Below are 14,767 nucleotides of genomic sequence, written 5' to 3'. Positions count from 1 at the left end.
TCCTTTCGGTTGATTGCTTGAGAACTACTTGTTGGCCAAGGCACGTGGCAACTCGCTTCGGGAGCGAATGCCTAACTTCCTGTATACGCGGGTCAGGTGATACTCCACCGTCTTTGTAGACAGGTAGAACTCATCTGCAACCTCGCGGTTGGTTGCCCCGGCTGCCACCGCCTGCGCGATCTCCTCCTCTTGCGGGGTCAGGCCTGCGAACTGCGGCGTTTGCTGACCCAGGCCACTGGCACGCCGCTCACGGTTCGCCATGGCCAGGAAGTCGCCGGCACCCATCGCAGAAAACAGTTCACCAGCCTGCGCAAGCACATCGTCGGCGTGCTTCCGCTTACCGACGCGACGCAGCACCTGCCCCATGCTCAACAACAATCGAGCCTCGTAATAGGGCAGTTGCAATGGCCGCAGCATCTCCACGGCGTTATCAAGCACGGTGAGTCCCGCGTTGACATCGCCGCGCTGGATGAGCAGGTGCGCCTTCGGCCCAGCGATGCGTGCACGGGCCGAAGCGATACTGCTGGACGCGCTTCGCTCCTCAGCTACCTCCACAACCTTCTCAGCGGTCTTGATGTGGCCCGATGCAAGCAGGAGCCGGGCGTACGTGTCCTCCCACGGCCAGAACCCTGGCTGTGAAAAATCGATGGTGTCCTGCAGCTTCGTCAGCTGTTTGCCGGCGCGCACGCCAGCGCTGACGTCTCCCAATAACACGGCGGTGTCCATTTGGGCCATGAGGGAGGTGATGCGTTGGATCGTCGAAACGTCGTAAATCAGCCCTGCTCGCTGACTGTAGTTTCGCGCCAGAGCTTGGTCTCCCAAGATAGATGCAGCGGCGCAGCCCGTCCACACCAGTGGACCGGTAAGAAAGGTCAGGCCGAACTGCTCGACGCGGTTTAGGCCGCGCTCCACCACGCGAAGCGCAGCTAATGGTTCCCCTAACAGCAGGATCGCCCGTGCGAGCCAGACGTCCATCCACAGTGAAATCCGGTGGGAGCCCTCAATGCGGGTGGTGAACTGGAGGCGCTGGCGTGTCTCCGAGGGGTTGTCATGAACTAGGGAAAGCCAGCCCAGCATCATTTCCCGCCGAAATGCCAGGACATGGTGCTCATCGGGCAAAGGATCAAAGGGGGCGACGCGACCGCTGAGCGCGCTCTCTGCAAGCTGCGCTTGGTAGTAGCTTTCCGCTGCAGGTGCACCACCGTTTTCTTTGCGCGCTCGCGCATCCCACGCAAGGACGTCATCTAGCTGCCACTCATGCAGATGAAACATGGCGCGTCGGACAGCTACATCGGTTCGTGCCTTTGGATCTGCTTCCGTTGCCCAAGCGCGATGAAGAAGCTGATCGGCGGTGCTTTGCCTGCCCTCATGGATTGCCAGGTACGCACGCATGGAATCGATGCGCGGGTTACTGAGCGAGGACGCCAAGTTCGAGGCATGGAGCTTCGCCTGCCTGATGTCAGAAGCAGAGATAAGCGACTCAACTGCGCGAAGGTTGCTCTGCTGCTCCTCTTCCACAGTCGATGCAATGGAAGCCGAAAGGAGGTGGAAGCGCGCTGCGGCCTCCCATTGACCCGCGTTGGCAAGCCCAGTAGCACGTTGCAACAGCGCCTCGCATGCTTCAGACCTCGTGGCTGTTCGCCCCATCGCCCAGTGGAATGTTGCGGCGTCCATGTCACCGCGCTGCTCGTAGAACTCTGCAGCATGCTGATGTAGTTTTCGCATATACGGGATATCTGCAGACGCTCGCATTGCCGCAAGGTCCGTGATGTTCCGGAAATAGACAAAGCGTTGTGCGTCTACAAGATGCGCTTCGATGATGCCGGCGTTGACCGCAGTAGAGAACTGCTCCAGCGCGTTGGGAACAAGGTACTCAAGCAGGGCCAACGAGTGAGGTGCGTCCGCGTACGAGGTCAAGCAGGCCGCAAGGAGGAAGGGCTGAATATCTAGGCCTTCGGTACGCTTGTTCAGCGATTCACGCCACTGCTCCGGGATGCGAATCATTGGGTCCGGTTGGCGCCAGTGGTCCGCGGGGTACACGCTCAACACCTGCTGCACAAGGTGGGGGATACCGTCAGTGGTGCGACGGATCTCCGTTGCAGTGCGTGAAGAGATTTCCGCGCCTAAACGGTTGGACACCAGACGCTGGATCTGTTCGGTATCCAGTGGTGGAATGTCAAAAGCCATGTCTGCCGCGGAGCGGATATCGGCGCAGTCGGCCACGGCGTCCACAGTCAAGATCAGTGCACGCGGCTGTTTCGGATCGGCACTGAGGATACGGAGCAGCTCCTGCACACAACCCTTGTCTAGGAGGTGGGCGTTGTGGACGCAGAGGGTGGTCGGCGTGGCGTGATCAAACAGAAAGCTCTCAACCGCCTGACCTGCCACTGCCGTGCGATGCACCAACTGCCACTCCGGGAGAAGCACCAGTGCCTTGCGCACGGTCGAGCGTTTGCCAGCGCCACGGTGCCCGGAAAGCACCACCGTGACCACCTCGCCCGCGGTAAGGGACGCAAGATAATCCGCCAAGGTGCGGCTTACCTGGGACGCGTCCCACATCGAATCGGACATGCATTCACACTAGCCAGCCTTTGGCCTCTTCCGCTCCGGTTTGGATACCCCTTACCCCTAGGGGTCTGCCTAATAGTGGTTAGGGGTAGGGGTTGTAAATCCGCAGCTTATCGCCCATTTGCCTGAGTTTAGGGCCAAGGGTTCGGGCGAGGAGTCCTTGTATTCCACTGTGTGGTGGGCAACACTTGCTTGCAGGAAGTGGTCCGCGCCACTACTAACCGCCCGAAACGCTTTTCTTGATCACGAAGGAGTGACCATGACTGAGAACAACCAGGTTCACGAGGATCCGACCGCTGCCGGCTCTGGTAACGCCGCTACTGCTGCCTTTAAGAATCAGATCTACAAGTCTGATACCTCCAAGGAGCGCGCGAACGAGATCTACACCGACCTGCTGAAGGCGATTGCTGATGTTGCGCACAAGCACCAGGTGACCTATGACGAGTACCGCGTGCTCAAGGACTGGATGATCAAGGTCGGTGAGTACGGTGAGTGGCCGCTGTGGCTGGATGTGTTCGTCGAGCACGAGATCGAAGAGATCAACTACAACCGCCACAACTACACCGGCACCAAAGGTTCGATCGAGGGCCCGTACTACGTGCCGAATGCGCCGGAGTTGCCGTGGAAGACTGAGATGCCGATGCGTGATTCGGATCGCGAGTCCGAGCAGCTGATCTTCAAGGGCCAAGTCACCGATAATGACGGTAAGGGTCTGGGTGGCGCAACCGTGGAGCTGTGGCACGCTGATGAGGAGGGCTACTACTCCCAGTACGCACCGGGTATTCCGGAGTGGAACCTGCGCGGCACGATCGTAACCAATGAGAACGGTGAGTACGAGATCACCACCGTCAAGCCGGCTCCGTACATGATTCCGCACGATGGCCCGACTGGCTGGTTCATCGCGTCCTACGGTGGTCACCCGTGGCGTCCGGCTCACCTGCACCTGCGCGTGAAGCAGCCGGGCTTCCGTGAGATCACCACGCAGCTGTACTTCCGTGGTGGTGAGTACGTGGATAATGACGTGGCTACTGCTGTGAAGCCGGAGCTGATTCTGGATCCGCAGCCGGGTGATTCTGGTCTGGATGAGGTTACCTACAACTTCGCCCTGGACAAGGAGTAATCCCTCAAAGATGAAGGCCCGCGCTTATGTTGCGGGCCTTTTCCTATGAATGAAGCGGTGAGAACAGTGAGGAACAAACGATGAGTGATCTACGCATTGAGAAAGTTGAAACGCGGATTCTAGATGTCCCGCTGTTTAGGCCCCACGGTTTTGCAACGTACACGGCAACGGCGCAGCCGATCCTGCTGGTGAGTGTCACGTTGGAGGGCGGCGTCACCGGTTTTGGTGAAGGCGTGGTGCCGGGCGGCCCGTGGTGGGGTGGGGAGTCGGTTGAGACGATGCAGGTGATCGTCGAAAAGTATCTTGCCCCAATCATGATCGGCCGTGAGGTGCATGACCTGGTTGGCATCCTGCGTGACTTCGAGGGGTCCGTGGCCAACATGCGTTTTGCCAAGGCGGCATGCGATGTTGCTATGCATGATGCGTGGGCACGGGCGCTGAACGTGCAGGTACGCGACCTGCTTGGCGGTCGCGCGCGGGATGCGGTGGATGTGACCTGGGCGCTTGGCGTGCTCCCGCTGGAGGATGCGCTGGCTGAGATCCAGGAGCGCCGCGAGACACTCGGCACCCGTTCCTTCAAGCTCAAGATGGGGGCGGGCGACCCGGATCGTGACACCAAGCGCATCGCCGAGCTTGCGGCCGCACTCAATGGCGAGGTGGGCTTGCGTATCGACGTCAACGCCCGCTGGGACCGCCTCACCTCCCTGCGCTTTTTGCCCAGGCTTGCCGACGCCGGCGTAGAACTCTTCGAACAACCCACCCCAGCCCACGACCTGGACACCCTGCGCGAACTGACCACCCGCATCGGCGTACCCGTCATGGCGGATGAGTCGGTGTGCTCACCGGCAGACGCCCTGGCCGTGGTGCAGCACAAGGCTGCTGACGTGGTGGCGATCAAAACGACGAAGCTTGGCGGCCTGATCGAATCGAAGAAAACCGCTGCGATTGCCGAGGCCGCAGGGCTTGCATGCCACGGCGCAACCTCGCTGGAAGGCCCGTTCGGTACCGCAGCGTCGCTGCACTTCGCGTGCGCAACGCCTGCGATCAACTTCGGTTCCGAACTCTTCGGCCCGCTTCTGCTGAAGGAGTCCTACACCACCGAAGACCTGGTGTACGAAAACGGCGAAGTCCGCCTGCCCACCGGCCCGGGCTTGGGCCTGGAACCGGACTGGGACAAGGTCAACTTCTTTACGCGGAAGTAACTCCCCGCGTTATGCGGCGATGAACTCGCGCAGGGCCTGGGTGACTTCCTCAGGCACCTCGACGGTAGGAACGTGAGCGCCGGCGCTCAGCGTCACCGCCGTCGCAGGCCCTGCCGTTGCCTGACCAATCGCGTGGACCACCTCCGGTGGGGTGGAGGCATCATCCGGTCCCGCGATGGTCAACACCGGGACCTGCACCTTTGCTAGGTCCTCAGTGAAATCCCACTTTGCCAACGCATCCGAGCAGGAGGCGTAGCCGATACCGCGCGTGGTTAAAATCATGCGGCGCAACGCGTCGTTGGTGGCGGGGTGGGATGTCGCGAAAGCGCTACTAAGCCAAAGCCCAACCACCGCATCTGCCATCGGCGCAATGCCCTCGGCGCGAGTGAGCTCCGCACGCGGGTTCCACTTCTCCGGGCCACCGAAATAGGAAGCGGTGCACAAAAACGCGGCCTTTTTCACGCGATCCGAGTTTGCAGCGAGGTATTGCGCAACCGCCCCACCAAGCGAAAGCCCAACCACAATGAGCTCAGTCACGCCAGCGCAATCCAGCGTGTCCAGCACGTCCTGCGCCAAGTCCCCAACGGTGGTCTCGCCCGGTGCCACGGTTGGGTCAGGGGAGAGGCCGTGGCCGCGATGGTCAATCGCAATAACCCGGTTCTCTGCCGCCAGCGCGTTCAGCTGCGGCAGCCACATGTCCACCGTCGATGCAATGGAGCCAAGAAAAACAACCGTTTTTTCGGGTTCTGTTGGGCTTGTCGGGCCAAAATCCACGTAGTGCAAAACCGTCATGAACAAAGACTACCCAGCAACAATGCCCACTGCCATCGTATGCAGCGTTGTTCTTGCCTCCGCGAGTTTGCGTGGGTGCTTGGCAAAATCCGCCGCCCGCAGGATCGCGGCGTTGAGTAGCGAGATGTCCACCGCCGACACCCCAGGACAAAATTTGGCCACAATTGTTTGGAATCCGGCATGCGCGCGCTGCACCTCCGGGTCCGCAAAGGCCTCCGGAATATGCTGCACCGCCGTCATGAGCTGGCCGTGCGAGCTCTTCGTAAACAGCTCAAGCGTTGCATCGACGTAGGCGCAGATGCGCTCCTTGGGGGCTGGCGGCGCCTGTTGAATCTTCGCCTCAAGCTCCGCGTTCCACTCCTCAGTTGCTGTGATGAGAAGCTGCACCAGCAGGTCGTGCTGCGAGGACGCGTAGCGGTAGATGCTCGGGCGCGCCAGCCCAACCTCAGCGGCGACCTCCGCAAGTGACGGCACCTTGCCGCGGCCCTCAACGATCAACCTTTCCGCAGCCTCAAGCACCGCGCGGTGTTGCATGGCGCGGTGCTCGGCGACAGTCGGCTCTGTGATCTTGGGCATACTCGCTAGTTTACGACGCCTACCGCCCAGGACATAACAACGCCATGTTTCTAAGGTGAGCTGCCGCGCGTCTTGTGCTGTCGTGCGCCTACAGCCCGCGGACTTGTAGCTAAACCCCGAACGGAACACTACGGATAGACCCCTAAAACCCGGCCTACCCGTACTCTTCCGTTCGGGGTTTGCGAGAGCGTGGGGCGAGTGCCTAAATGTGCCTCGTGGGCTAGATCCCGTTTCCGGGACCCCGTTTAGACCCCGAAAAGACGGCGAAAACGGGATCCTCCAAACGGGTTCCTTCAATCGGAGTTACTTCCAGGGCGTAGTTCGGCGGGGCCAGGGCTGGAGCGGGGCTGGGTCTGCGGCTGCCTCCGAAATTTCAAAACGCAAAGTGAAACCGTTTCGAAATGCAAAGTAAAACCGTTTCAAAACGCAAAGTGTGCAGGTGGGAGGGGGTGGTTTTCCCGCCAAAGAGTGAGCGTTTTTGGCCTCGCCCGGGCGGGTTGGACGGATCTGTGGGAAACACGGGCTTGCAGCCAAACCCTGCAGCCAAACCCTACTGCCAAGACCTGCGGCCAAACCCTACGGCCAAACCCTACGGCCAAACCCAGCGGCTAAATCCCGGCGAGGGTGGAAGGGCGACCGGTTAACCCCGGATCGCCGGAACGCTCTGAGTCACCATGTAGATGCCGACGATGGCGGCGATCCATAAAAGCGTCACTTTTGCCTCGTACTCGAGGCGGGGGATGAGGCGTTCGAGTCGCGGGAAGAACTTCTGGCCGAAGAGCAGTGCCAAGGTGGCGAGGGCAACTGTTGGCACGATCATAATGAGGCAGTAGATGCCCACGGCTCCAGCCTTTGCCACGGATGGGATATCCCAGCTGCCGATGATGCCCATCGCTGCGATGTACGGCAGCATCGTCGCCGCCTCGGTGAGAGATGCGCCGAGGCCCAGGGCGACCATGCTCGGAACACTGCTTGTGGCTCCGGCTGCGCGTTTCGGCAACTGCCCGGGTTCGGGCTTCTTGGGGTTGGGGCCGAAGATGCCGAAAAGCGCGAGGACCGCGCCCAGTATCAACGTGATCCAGGGAAAGACCTCGGTCTGCGTGACCCGTTCGGCAATTGAGCCCAGACCGGCGAATCCGAGGAGGATCCCCAGCCCGAGGAGGAAGTACACCGCCGCAACGGTGAACAGGTAGGTGGTCAGTGCCGGAACTTTAACGGCGCGCCAGTGGACGATGAGCGCGAGGGGAATAACAAGGGTGCCCAGGCTCAGGCTGTCGAGCAGCGCCAAGCCAACAACGGGGATGACTGAACCCATGAGGATCTCCGGATCTCTCGTACGAACGTATTACGCCTTACGAATGTACGAGAATCTAGACTGGTGTGCAACCATGAATGACTTTTCCCTGGACCATCAGTTTTCAGAATCGGCCGCGACAATTGCCGACGCCACTATCCGCATCATCGCGACGCGCGGCCTCGATGCCGTGAGCGTGCGGGAGGTGGCGAAGGAATCCGGGTTCGCCGCCGGCTCTGTGCAGTACCACGCCCCGAACAGGGACACCCTGCTGGCTCACGCGTTCATCCGCTCCATCCAGCGCCAGAGCGAGCGGGTGGCGGCAGTTCCTGAAAGGGAAGGCGAGCTCGAAACCTGGGTGGCGAGGCTTGCCGAGCTCCTCCCGATCGGAGGGGTGCGTTCCGAAGACGCCGCGATCTGGGTCACGTACGGCTCCGCCTCTGCAACCCGGGGCTGGATTGCGAAGCTCTACACCGAGGTGCTTGAAGACTTTCAGGGCAGCGTTGTCGCTGCGCTGGGCGGTGAGGAGGACGCAAAGCCCAAGGCGCGCCTCGTGACCGCGCTGATCAACGGCCTCACGCTGGACAACCTGCGGGTTCCTGAATCGGAAGCTGGTCGCATCGTGGCCGACCTCCGCGAAGGCCTGCGACTCCTCTTCTCCAGCTAGCCCCGCACCGAACCGCGAGCCACACCAAGGAATCACCATTGGAGCGATTACGCTTAACTCCGACTGCCCACAATAGAAAGTGAGAGCTGTGGAAACGAGCAACAACCTCGCGGTAGACACGCTTGCGCGTGTGCTCATGCCGAAGAAGGGCGAGCCGCACGATGTGCGCATGCTGTACCTGATCGAGCAGGAGCAGAACAAGCAGCGTCTGACCTGGTCGGACCGTACGAGCTTCAGCATCCCGGCTGGCAACGAGGTCAGCTTCCAGACCTACTTCAACGCGTTCCCGGCGAGCTACTGGCGTCGCTGGTCGCAGCTGGACACCGTCGTCTTGGCGATGACGGTTCAGGGCCGCGCGACGATTTCGGTGTACCGTTCGAAGCATGACGGCACGCGCGTCAGCGTCACCAACGTCGAGGCCACCGGGTACACCGAAATCCCGCTAAAGCTCAGCAACTTCGAGGACGGCGGCTGGCTGTGGTTCGACATCACCGCCGAGGAGGACACGCGCATCAGCGATGCGGCGTGGTGCTCCCCGCAGGCTCCGCAGGAGCAGTTGCTTGCCGACGGCACCGTGGTCCCACCCCAACCCAAACAAGTGGCGGTGGGCATCCCTACGTTTAACCGCCCCCGCGACGCCGTCAACGCGTTGCATGCGTTGGGTGAGGACTCGTACGTGGAGGCGTCGATAAGCCATGTGCTCATGCCGGACCAGGGCAACCAGCACCCGGCGGACGAGCCTGATTTCAAGGAAGCCGAAGCCAAACTCCAGGGCAAGCTGAAAATTTTCCACCAGGGCAACCTGGGAGGCTCGGGCGGCTACAGCCGCATCATGTACGAGGCGCTGAACAGCACCGACGCGCCGTTCATCCTGTACATGGATGATGACATTGCGATTGAGCCGGACTCGATCGTGCGCGCGGTGCAGGCGGCCCGTTATGGCAAGCAACCGATCCTGGTGGGCGGGCAGATGCTGAACCTGCAGGATCGCTCGCAGCTGCGCACCACGGGTGAGACCGTGGACCCGAACATCTTCATGTTCTCCGCCGCCAAGCACGCCGTGTACGACCACGACTTTGCCAAGTACCCGCTCGGCTACGTGGGCACGGACGAAGAGGACCTGGATCCGAAAAAGACCACCTCGCGCCCGCTGCATCGCCGCATCGACGTGGACTACAACGGCTGGTGGATGAACCTCTTCCCGCGCGTCGTCGCGGAGAAGATGGGCCTGCCGCTGCCGCTGTTTATCAAGTGGGACGACAACGAATACGCCCTGCGAGCCAAGGAAGCAGGCTTTCCGACGGTTACCTGGCCGGGCGTTGCCATCTGGCACATGGCCTGGGCGGATAAGGATGACGCGATTGACTGGCAGGCGTACTTCCACATGCGTAACCGCCTCATCGTCGCCTCCATCTACGGGCCCGACAACCCAGAGGCGATGCTGAAGAACATGCAGAAATCCACCGCGAAGCACTACTTCTGCATGGAGTACTCCACCATCGCTATTCAAAACGAGGCGATGCGGGACTTCCTCAAGGGCCCGGACCAGCTCTTCGACATCCTTGAATCCTCGTTACCTCGGATTCAAGAGATCCGTAAGGAGTACTCGGATGCGCAGGTTCTGCCGTCTGCAACCGAACTGCCGGCGCCCACCGGCGCGCCGGGCGTGCCCACCAACAAGCTTGGCGGGCGCCTGGCCAAGGTGAAGAAGATCCCGTGGGCGGCGAAGGCGTTGCTGCACTTGCGTAAGGACGAAGACCGTTCCCACTGGGACGCACCACAGCTGAACCTGACAGCGGAGGAGGCTCGCTGGTACACGCTGGCACGTGTGGATTCCGCAACCGTGTCCACCGCTGGTGGTACCGGCGTGGCCTTCCGCAAGCGCAACAAGAAGTTGGCAGATCAGCTGGTGGAGGAGCAGAAGCAGCTGCGCGCTGAGATCAAGGAGCGTTGGGCTGAGCTGAAGCGCACGTATCGTGACGCTCGCCCGGAGCTGAGCAGTCATGAGAACTGGGGGAAGATTTTTGATGCGCAGTAAATCCAAGAACGCCAGTAAAGAATCCGACCTGTTGGTTGCCATCCAGGACGCGTTGTACTGCCCATCCACCGTCAAGGGCGCACGTGTGCTGAGCCACTTCGGCGAGCACGACCTTGGGTGGTTGGCGCTTGCGGCGACGGGCGCTGTTGCCAGTGCCGCGGCTGGGGAAAAGGCGAAGAGTAGGAAGTGGGTTGCGTTGGGCGTGGGTACGTTTGCGGCGCATGCTGCAACCGTGGTGCTCAAGCGCATCGTGCGTCGCCCGCGGCCGAACGATTCGCGGGTGAAGATTGGCGTGAAGACGCCTTCGCAGCTGTCGTTTCCTTCCTCCCACGCCGCAAACACGGGTGCCGCCGCTGCGCACCTGGCCAACATCACCGGAAAGAAGTGGCCGTGGCTTTTGGTTCCGGTGATGATGTTGTCGCGTAACGTGCTCGGCGTGCATTACCCAACTGATACGCTCGCGGGTGCCGCGTTGGGTGCGCTGTCAGCAAAGGTTGTGATTGAGGGAGAAAGGCGAACGCGATGACTTTGCCCCCAGAGCCACTGCTCAGGCCTGAGCCGCACACGGCCGGGGTGGATGTGGTGGTGTCTAAGACGCCGCCGAAGAACCTTCCGGATGCGATGATCAAGGGGCTTCGTCCCAAGCAGTGGGTGAAGAACGTCCTGGTGCTGGCCGCTCCGCTTGCGGCTGGTTTGGACGCGTTGCATGCGCGCACCTTTGTGGATATCGCGTTGGCGTTTGTGGTGTTCTGCTTCGGCGCCTCCTCGATTTACCTGATCAATGACGCGCGTGATGTGGAGTCGGATCGTCAGCACCCAACGAAGCGTTTCCGCCCGATTGCCTCGGGCATGCTGCCAATCAATTTGGCGTATGCCATGGCGGTGATCCTGATTGTGCTGGCGGTGGGGCTGTCTTTCTTTGCGACGGACGGCGCTTCCCTCGCCACCGTCATCTCCGTCTACATTGCGCTCCAGCTGGGTTATTGCTTTGGTTGGAAGCATATTCCGGTGATTGATATCGCCCTGGTGTCTTCTGGCTTCATGCTGCGCACGATGGCCGGTGGTGTGGCCGCTGGCATTGTGCTTTCGCAGTGGTTCCTGCTGGTTGCGGCGTTTGGTTCGTTGTTTATGGCTTCGGGCAAGCGTTACGCGGAGCTGATTTTGGCGCAGGAGACTGGCGCGAAGATCCGCAAGGCGCTGGAGGGCTATACGCCGACGTATCTGCGTTTCGTGTGGACCTTGTCCGCGGCCGCCGTGGTGATCTTCTACGCCCTGTGGGGTTTTGAACTGTCCGCCGCCGTGGGTGGTGCGCCGGCGTTGTGGTACCAGATCTCCATGGTGCCGTTTGTGATTGCGATTCTGCGCTACGCCGCTGAGGTTGACGGTGGCCGTGGTGGCGCGCCTGATGAGATCGCTTTGGAGGACCGCGTGCTGCAGCTGCTGGCTGTGGCGTGGCTGGTGTGCATCGCTATGGCTGTGTACGTGGCGCCTGCGTTGGGTGGGACTGCACTGTAATAATGCGGTCTGAATCGATGCGGTCTCACGAAAGGATTTCGCTGTACGTTGCCACCGCCATTGCGGCGGTGTTGGCGTTTTGGGGTGGTTGGACTCGCCGCTGGATGTCTGATGATGGGCTGATTGTTCTGCGCACTGTCCGCAACTTGTTGGCGGGCAACGGCCCGGTATTCAACATTGGCGAGCGGGTGGAGGCCAACACTTCAACCCTTTGGCAGTACCTGATTACCGCATTCGCGTGGGTGACCGGCGGGCGTTTGGAAGACGTTGCAACCTCCCTCGCGCTGACCTTGACCATTCTGGCTGCGGGCATTGCAACGTATGCGTCGGGAAGGTTGTGGCAGCGCAGCGCGTTGCATCCGCTTCCCGTCGTGCCGTTTGGCATTGTCATCTATGTAGCGCTGCCGCCGGCTCGTGACTTTGCCACCTCTGGTCTGGAGTGGGGGCTATCGCTGTTTTGGCTGGCTGTGTGGTTTGCGTTGCTTGTGGATTGGGCAACGCCAGCCCGCCGTGCGAAGCCCGAGGCGGGCTACCTGCTGGCTTTTTGGGCTGGGCTGTCCTGGCTGGTGCGTCCGGAGCTTGCGCTTTACGGTGGTCTGACCGGCATCGTGCTGCTCGTGTTTTCTCCCCGCAAAGCGCTGGGCATTTTGGCCGCTGCATTGCCTGTCCCGGCTGCGTATCAGATCTTCCGCATGGGCTACTACGGTCTGCTCACGCCGCACACGGCGGTGGCGAAGTCGGCGTCGGATAGCCAGTGGGCCGAAGGCTGGGGTTATGTGCGTGACTTCGTTGACCCGTACGTGTTGTGGCTGCCTCTGCTCGTCGCGCTGATCACCGCTGCAGGCCTGGTGGCCGCTAGGGGAGTGGCCCGGGGGCGTCGTCAGGCAATCGTCCTGCTCATCGTGGGCTGCGCGCTCGTGCACCTGCTGTACGTCAACCGCGTCGGTGGCGATTTCATGCATGGCCGCATGCTGCTGCTTCCCCTGTTCGCGTTGCTTTTGCCCCTGATGACCGTGCCCTATTCCCGCAAAGTAGCCGTCGGTGCCACCATTGTCGCCGTGTGGGCAACCGTGATCGTGTTCCGTGGGCATGAGGCGGATCTGGAGACGTTCAACCGTCCCAACGCTGAGCTGGGGATTGTGGACGAGCGCAGTTTCTGGACCGCCGCCCTCGGCCGCGAGCAAGGCAACGCCCCCATGTACGCCGAGGACTTCCTCACCTCACCGCTGATGGTGAGCTATGAGCCGGTGCTGCGCCAGGCAGTGAAGGATGACGCGGCACAGATCGCGTTGGTGCGCACCTCGCAAGATCCGCTGACGTATGAGTGGTACCCGCGCGAGCGTGTCCACTTGGATACGGATCTGCAGAATTTGGGCACCACCGTCTACTGGATCAACCTGGGCATGACCAGTATGAACGCTTCTTTGGACGCGCGCATTCTAGATACGGTCGGTCTGGCAACACCGTTGGCTGCGCGCATGCCGCGCGACCCAGACGGCCGTGTGGGCCATGACAAGCAGCTTTCCGCCGAATGGCAGGTTGCTGATACCGCGGTTGACCTGCACAAACTCCCGGATTGGATTGACGGGGAAAAGGCACGCCAGGCCCGCGCCGCGCTGCGCACCCCGGAAATCGCGGAACTGCTCGCCAGTTCGCGTGAACCGATGAGCCGCGAGCGCTTCCTGGCCAACATTCGCTACAGCCTTGGCCCAGGTAGGAGCCTTATGCTTGACGACGACCCCACGCACTACCTCGACCCCACCACCCTGAGGCAACTACGCCGTGGTGCCGATATGGGATTGAAGACAAACGGCAATCAGATCGCCTGGTGACCTATTTTTTGGTAATCTCCCGAGAATGCTGCGATCTCAGACCCGCCGCGGACCGCTGGCGCTTCTCACTGCTCTGCTTACTGTCCTGTTGACGTTTGTTGTCACCGTCGCTGCGCCGCCGCAGGCGTCGGCCGCGAACCGTGATTGGTTGCGCCCGGATTCCACGGGCCACTGTGAGTGGGACGGCGTTGGTTTTTGGGTGCAGCGTTGCACGGTCTGGTCGCCGGCGATGAACCGCCACATCACGGTGCAGATCCAGCCGGCAACGCGTGGCGGCAACGCGGGCCTGTACATGCTTGACGGTCTGCGCGCTCAGGAAACCTCGAACGCGTGGGTTGTGGACGTCAACGCGGCCCGCACCTTCGTGGACAGCAACATCACGCTGGTCATGCCGGTTGGTGGGCAGTCCTCCTTCTACACGGACTGGAACGCGCCGGCCACCTATGACTTCAACAACCCGGTGACGTACAAGTGGGACACGTTCCTGACTAAGGAGCTCCCGCCGTACCTGCAGCAGCACTTCGGTGTGTCGCCGACCAACAACTCCATCCTGGGTCTGTCCATGGGCGGTACCGCCGCGGTGAACCTTGCGGCGCTGCACCCAGACATGTTCCGCCAGGTGCTGAGCTTCTCCGGCTACCTCACCACCACCATCCCGGGTGCGCAGACTGGTCTTCGCATTGCGCTTCTCGACGGCGGCCTCTACAACCTCAACGCCATGTGGGGCTCCGTGCTGAACCCGCGTCGTTACGAGAATGACCCGTTCCTCAACATGGGCAACCTGCGCGGCAAGGATGTCTACGTCTCCGCTGGTTCTGCGGCCCCTGGCCCGGCGGACGCGAAGTACAAGCCTGAGCACCAGGCCGCAGGTATCGCACTTGAGACGGTGGCGAACTTCACCACCCGCATGTGGAGCGCGAAGGCAACCGCCACCGGTGTCCAGCACACTGTAGTGTTCACGCCGACTGGCCTGCACAACTGGGATCAGTTTGGCTCGCAGCTTGAGGCAAACAAGTCGCGCATCCTCAACGTGATGAACGCCTGGTAACCCCCGCCTGGTTGGCTTGCCCGCCTGGCCGACAGCCGGCTTTCTTCGTGGCCCTCCGCACGCCTGCCGGCTTCGTGGCCCTCCCCACCCCGCCCGGGTGCTGAGGGTCCTTTTT

The 14,767-nt window shown here is 61.4% G+C and carries 12 protein-coding genes; 8 read left to right on the top strand and 4 right to left on the bottom strand.

From position 1 onward, the window contains the following. Window positions 1-24: 24 nt before the first annotated feature. The gene (locus I6I71_RS02045; protein ID WP_201821911.1) at window positions 25-2,571 is read right to left on the bottom strand and encodes a helix-turn-helix transcriptional regulator; all 2,547 of its coding nucleotides are present in this window, start codon (window positions 2,569-2,571) and stop codon (window positions 25-27) included. A 256-nt stretch (window positions 2,572-2,827) separates the two neighbouring features. On the opposite strand from I6I71_RS02045, the gene catA reads away from it, so the two are divergent. Next, window positions 2,828-3,688: a catechol 1,2-dioxygenase gene (catA, locus tag I6I71_RS02040; RefSeq protein WP_201821909.1), complete on the top strand. Its 861-nt coding sequence runs from the start codon at window positions 2,828-2,830 to the stop codon at window positions 3,686-3,688. Between the two features lie 80 nt (window positions 3,689-3,768). Further along, window positions 3,769-4,890 carry a muconate/chloromuconate family cycloisomerase gene (locus I6I71_RS02035; RefSeq protein ID WP_201821907.1) on the top strand — a complete coding sequence of 374 codons (1,122 nt, stop codon included), beginning with the start codon at window positions 3,769-3,771 and terminating at the stop codon, window positions 4,888-4,890. A gap of 9 nt (window positions 4,891-4,899) precedes the next feature. Here I6I71_RS02035 and I6I71_RS02030 read toward each other — a convergent pair whose 3' ends face one another. From I6I71_RS02030 to I6I71_RS02020, 3 genes are all read right to left on the bottom strand, one after another. After that, complete coding sequence (locus tag I6I71_RS02030) at window positions 4,900-5,682, bottom strand: alpha/beta fold hydrolase (protein WP_201821905.1); 783 nt, start codon at window positions 5,680-5,682, stop codon at window positions 4,900-4,902. A gap of 9 nt (window positions 5,683-5,691) precedes the next feature. Continuing rightward, complete coding sequence (locus I6I71_RS02025) at window positions 5,692-6,258, bottom strand: TetR/AcrR family transcriptional regulator (protein ID WP_201821903.1); 567 nt, start codon at window positions 6,256-6,258, stop codon at window positions 5,692-5,694. A 640-nt stretch (window positions 6,259-6,898) separates the two neighbouring features. Then, window positions 6,899-7,573: a GAP family protein gene (locus I6I71_RS02020; protein WP_052205831.1), complete on the bottom strand. Its 675-nt coding sequence runs from the start codon at window positions 7,571-7,573 to the stop codon at window positions 6,899-6,901. A gap of 73 nt (window positions 7,574-7,646) precedes the next feature. On the opposite strand from I6I71_RS02020, the gene I6I71_RS02015 reads away from it, so the two are divergent. The 6 genes from I6I71_RS02015 to I6I71_RS01990 all read left to right on the top strand — a co-directional run bounded on the left by I6I71_RS02015 (window position 7,647) and on the right by I6I71_RS01990 (window position 14,652). Continuing rightward, a complete protein-coding gene (locus I6I71_RS02015; RefSeq protein WP_201821901.1) occupies window positions 7,647-8,219 on the top strand; it encodes a TetR/AcrR family transcriptional regulator in 573 nt (190 codons plus the stop codon). A gap of 88 nt (window positions 8,220-8,307) precedes the next feature. After that, entirely contained in the window at window positions 8,308-10,257 is a 1,950-nt protein-coding gene (locus tag I6I71_RS02010) for a glycosyltransferase (RefSeq protein ID WP_330910984.1), read from the top strand. Next, window positions 10,247-10,783 (top strand): phosphatase PAP2 family protein, encoded by a 537-nt coding sequence (locus I6I71_RS02005; protein WP_201821899.1) that lies wholly within the window; start codon window positions 10,247-10,249, stop codon window positions 10,781-10,783. The genes I6I71_RS02010 and I6I71_RS02005 overlap by 11 nt, the downstream gene beginning before the upstream one ends. After that, complete coding sequence (locus I6I71_RS02000; RefSeq protein WP_201821897.1) at window positions 10,780-11,772, top strand: decaprenyl-phosphate phosphoribosyltransferase; 993 nt, start codon at window positions 10,780-10,782, stop codon at window positions 11,770-11,772. Before I6I71_RS02005 ends, I6I71_RS02000 begins: the two co-directional genes overlap by 4 nt. Window positions 11,773-11,789: 17 nt before the next feature. Continuing rightward, window positions 11,790-13,604 carry a flagellar motor control protein ZomB gene (zomB, locus tag I6I71_RS01995; RefSeq protein WP_201821895.1) on the top strand — a complete coding sequence of 605 codons (1,815 nt, stop codon included), beginning with the start codon at window positions 11,790-11,792 and terminating at the stop codon, window positions 13,602-13,604. A 25-nt stretch (window positions 13,605-13,629) separates the two neighbouring features. Beyond that, the gene (locus tag I6I71_RS01990) at window positions 13,630-14,652 is read left to right on the top strand and encodes an alpha/beta hydrolase (RefSeq protein ID WP_201821893.1); all 1,023 of its coding nucleotides are present in this window, start codon (window positions 13,630-13,632) and stop codon (window positions 14,650-14,652) included. The last annotated feature ends 115 nt before the right edge of the window (window positions 14,653-14,767 follow it).

Source organism: Corynebacterium riegelii, from assembly GCF_016728505.1.
GTDB lineage: Bacteria > Actinomycetota > Actinomycetes > Mycobacteriales > Mycobacteriaceae > Corynebacterium > Corynebacterium riegelii.
Note: the sequence above shows the minus strand (reverse complement) of the source record. Positions and strands in the feature narration are given on the sequence as shown.

Bases quoted from the DNA above. Each gene is read 5' to 3' on its own strand.
- I6I71_RS02045 (WP_201821911.1), bottom strand. From the start codon at position 2,571: ATGTCCGATTCGATGTGGGACGCGTCCCAGGTAAGCCGCACCTTGGCG.
- zomB (WP_201821895.1), top strand. From the start codon at position 11,790: ATGCGGTCTCACGAAAGGATTTCGCTGTACGTTGCCACCGCCATTGCG.
- catA (WP_201821909.1), top strand. From the start codon at position 2,828: ATGACTGAGAACAACCAGGTTCACGAGGATCCGACCGCTGCCGGCTCT.
- I6I71_RS02025 (WP_201821903.1), bottom strand. From the start codon at position 6,258: ATGCCCAAGATCACAGAGCCGACTGTCGCCGAGCACCGCGCCATGCAA.
- I6I71_RS02000 (WP_201821897.1), top strand. From the start codon at position 10,780: ATGACTTTGCCCCCAGAGCCACTGCTCAGGCCTGAGCCGCACACGGCC.
- I6I71_RS02030 (WP_201821905.1), bottom strand. From the start codon at position 5,682: ATGACGGTTTTGCACTACGTGGATTTTGGCCCGACAAGCCCAACAGAA.
- I6I71_RS02020 (WP_052205831.1), bottom strand. From the start codon at position 7,573: ATGGGTTCAGTCATCCCCGTTGTTGGCTTGGCGCTGCTCGACAGCCTG.
- I6I71_RS02015 (WP_201821901.1), top strand. From the start codon at position 7,647: ATGAATGACTTTTCCCTGGACCATCAGTTTTCAGAATCGGCCGCGACA.
- I6I71_RS02035 (WP_201821907.1), top strand. From the start codon at position 3,769: ATGAGTGATCTACGCATTGAGAAAGTTGAAACGCGGATTCTAGATGTC.
- I6I71_RS01990 (WP_201821893.1), top strand. From the start codon at position 13,630: ATGCTGCGATCTCAGACCCGCCGCGGACCGCTGGCGCTTCTCACTGCT.
- I6I71_RS02005 (WP_201821899.1), top strand. From the start codon at position 10,247: ATGCGCAGTAAATCCAAGAACGCCAGTAAAGAATCCGACCTGTTGGTT.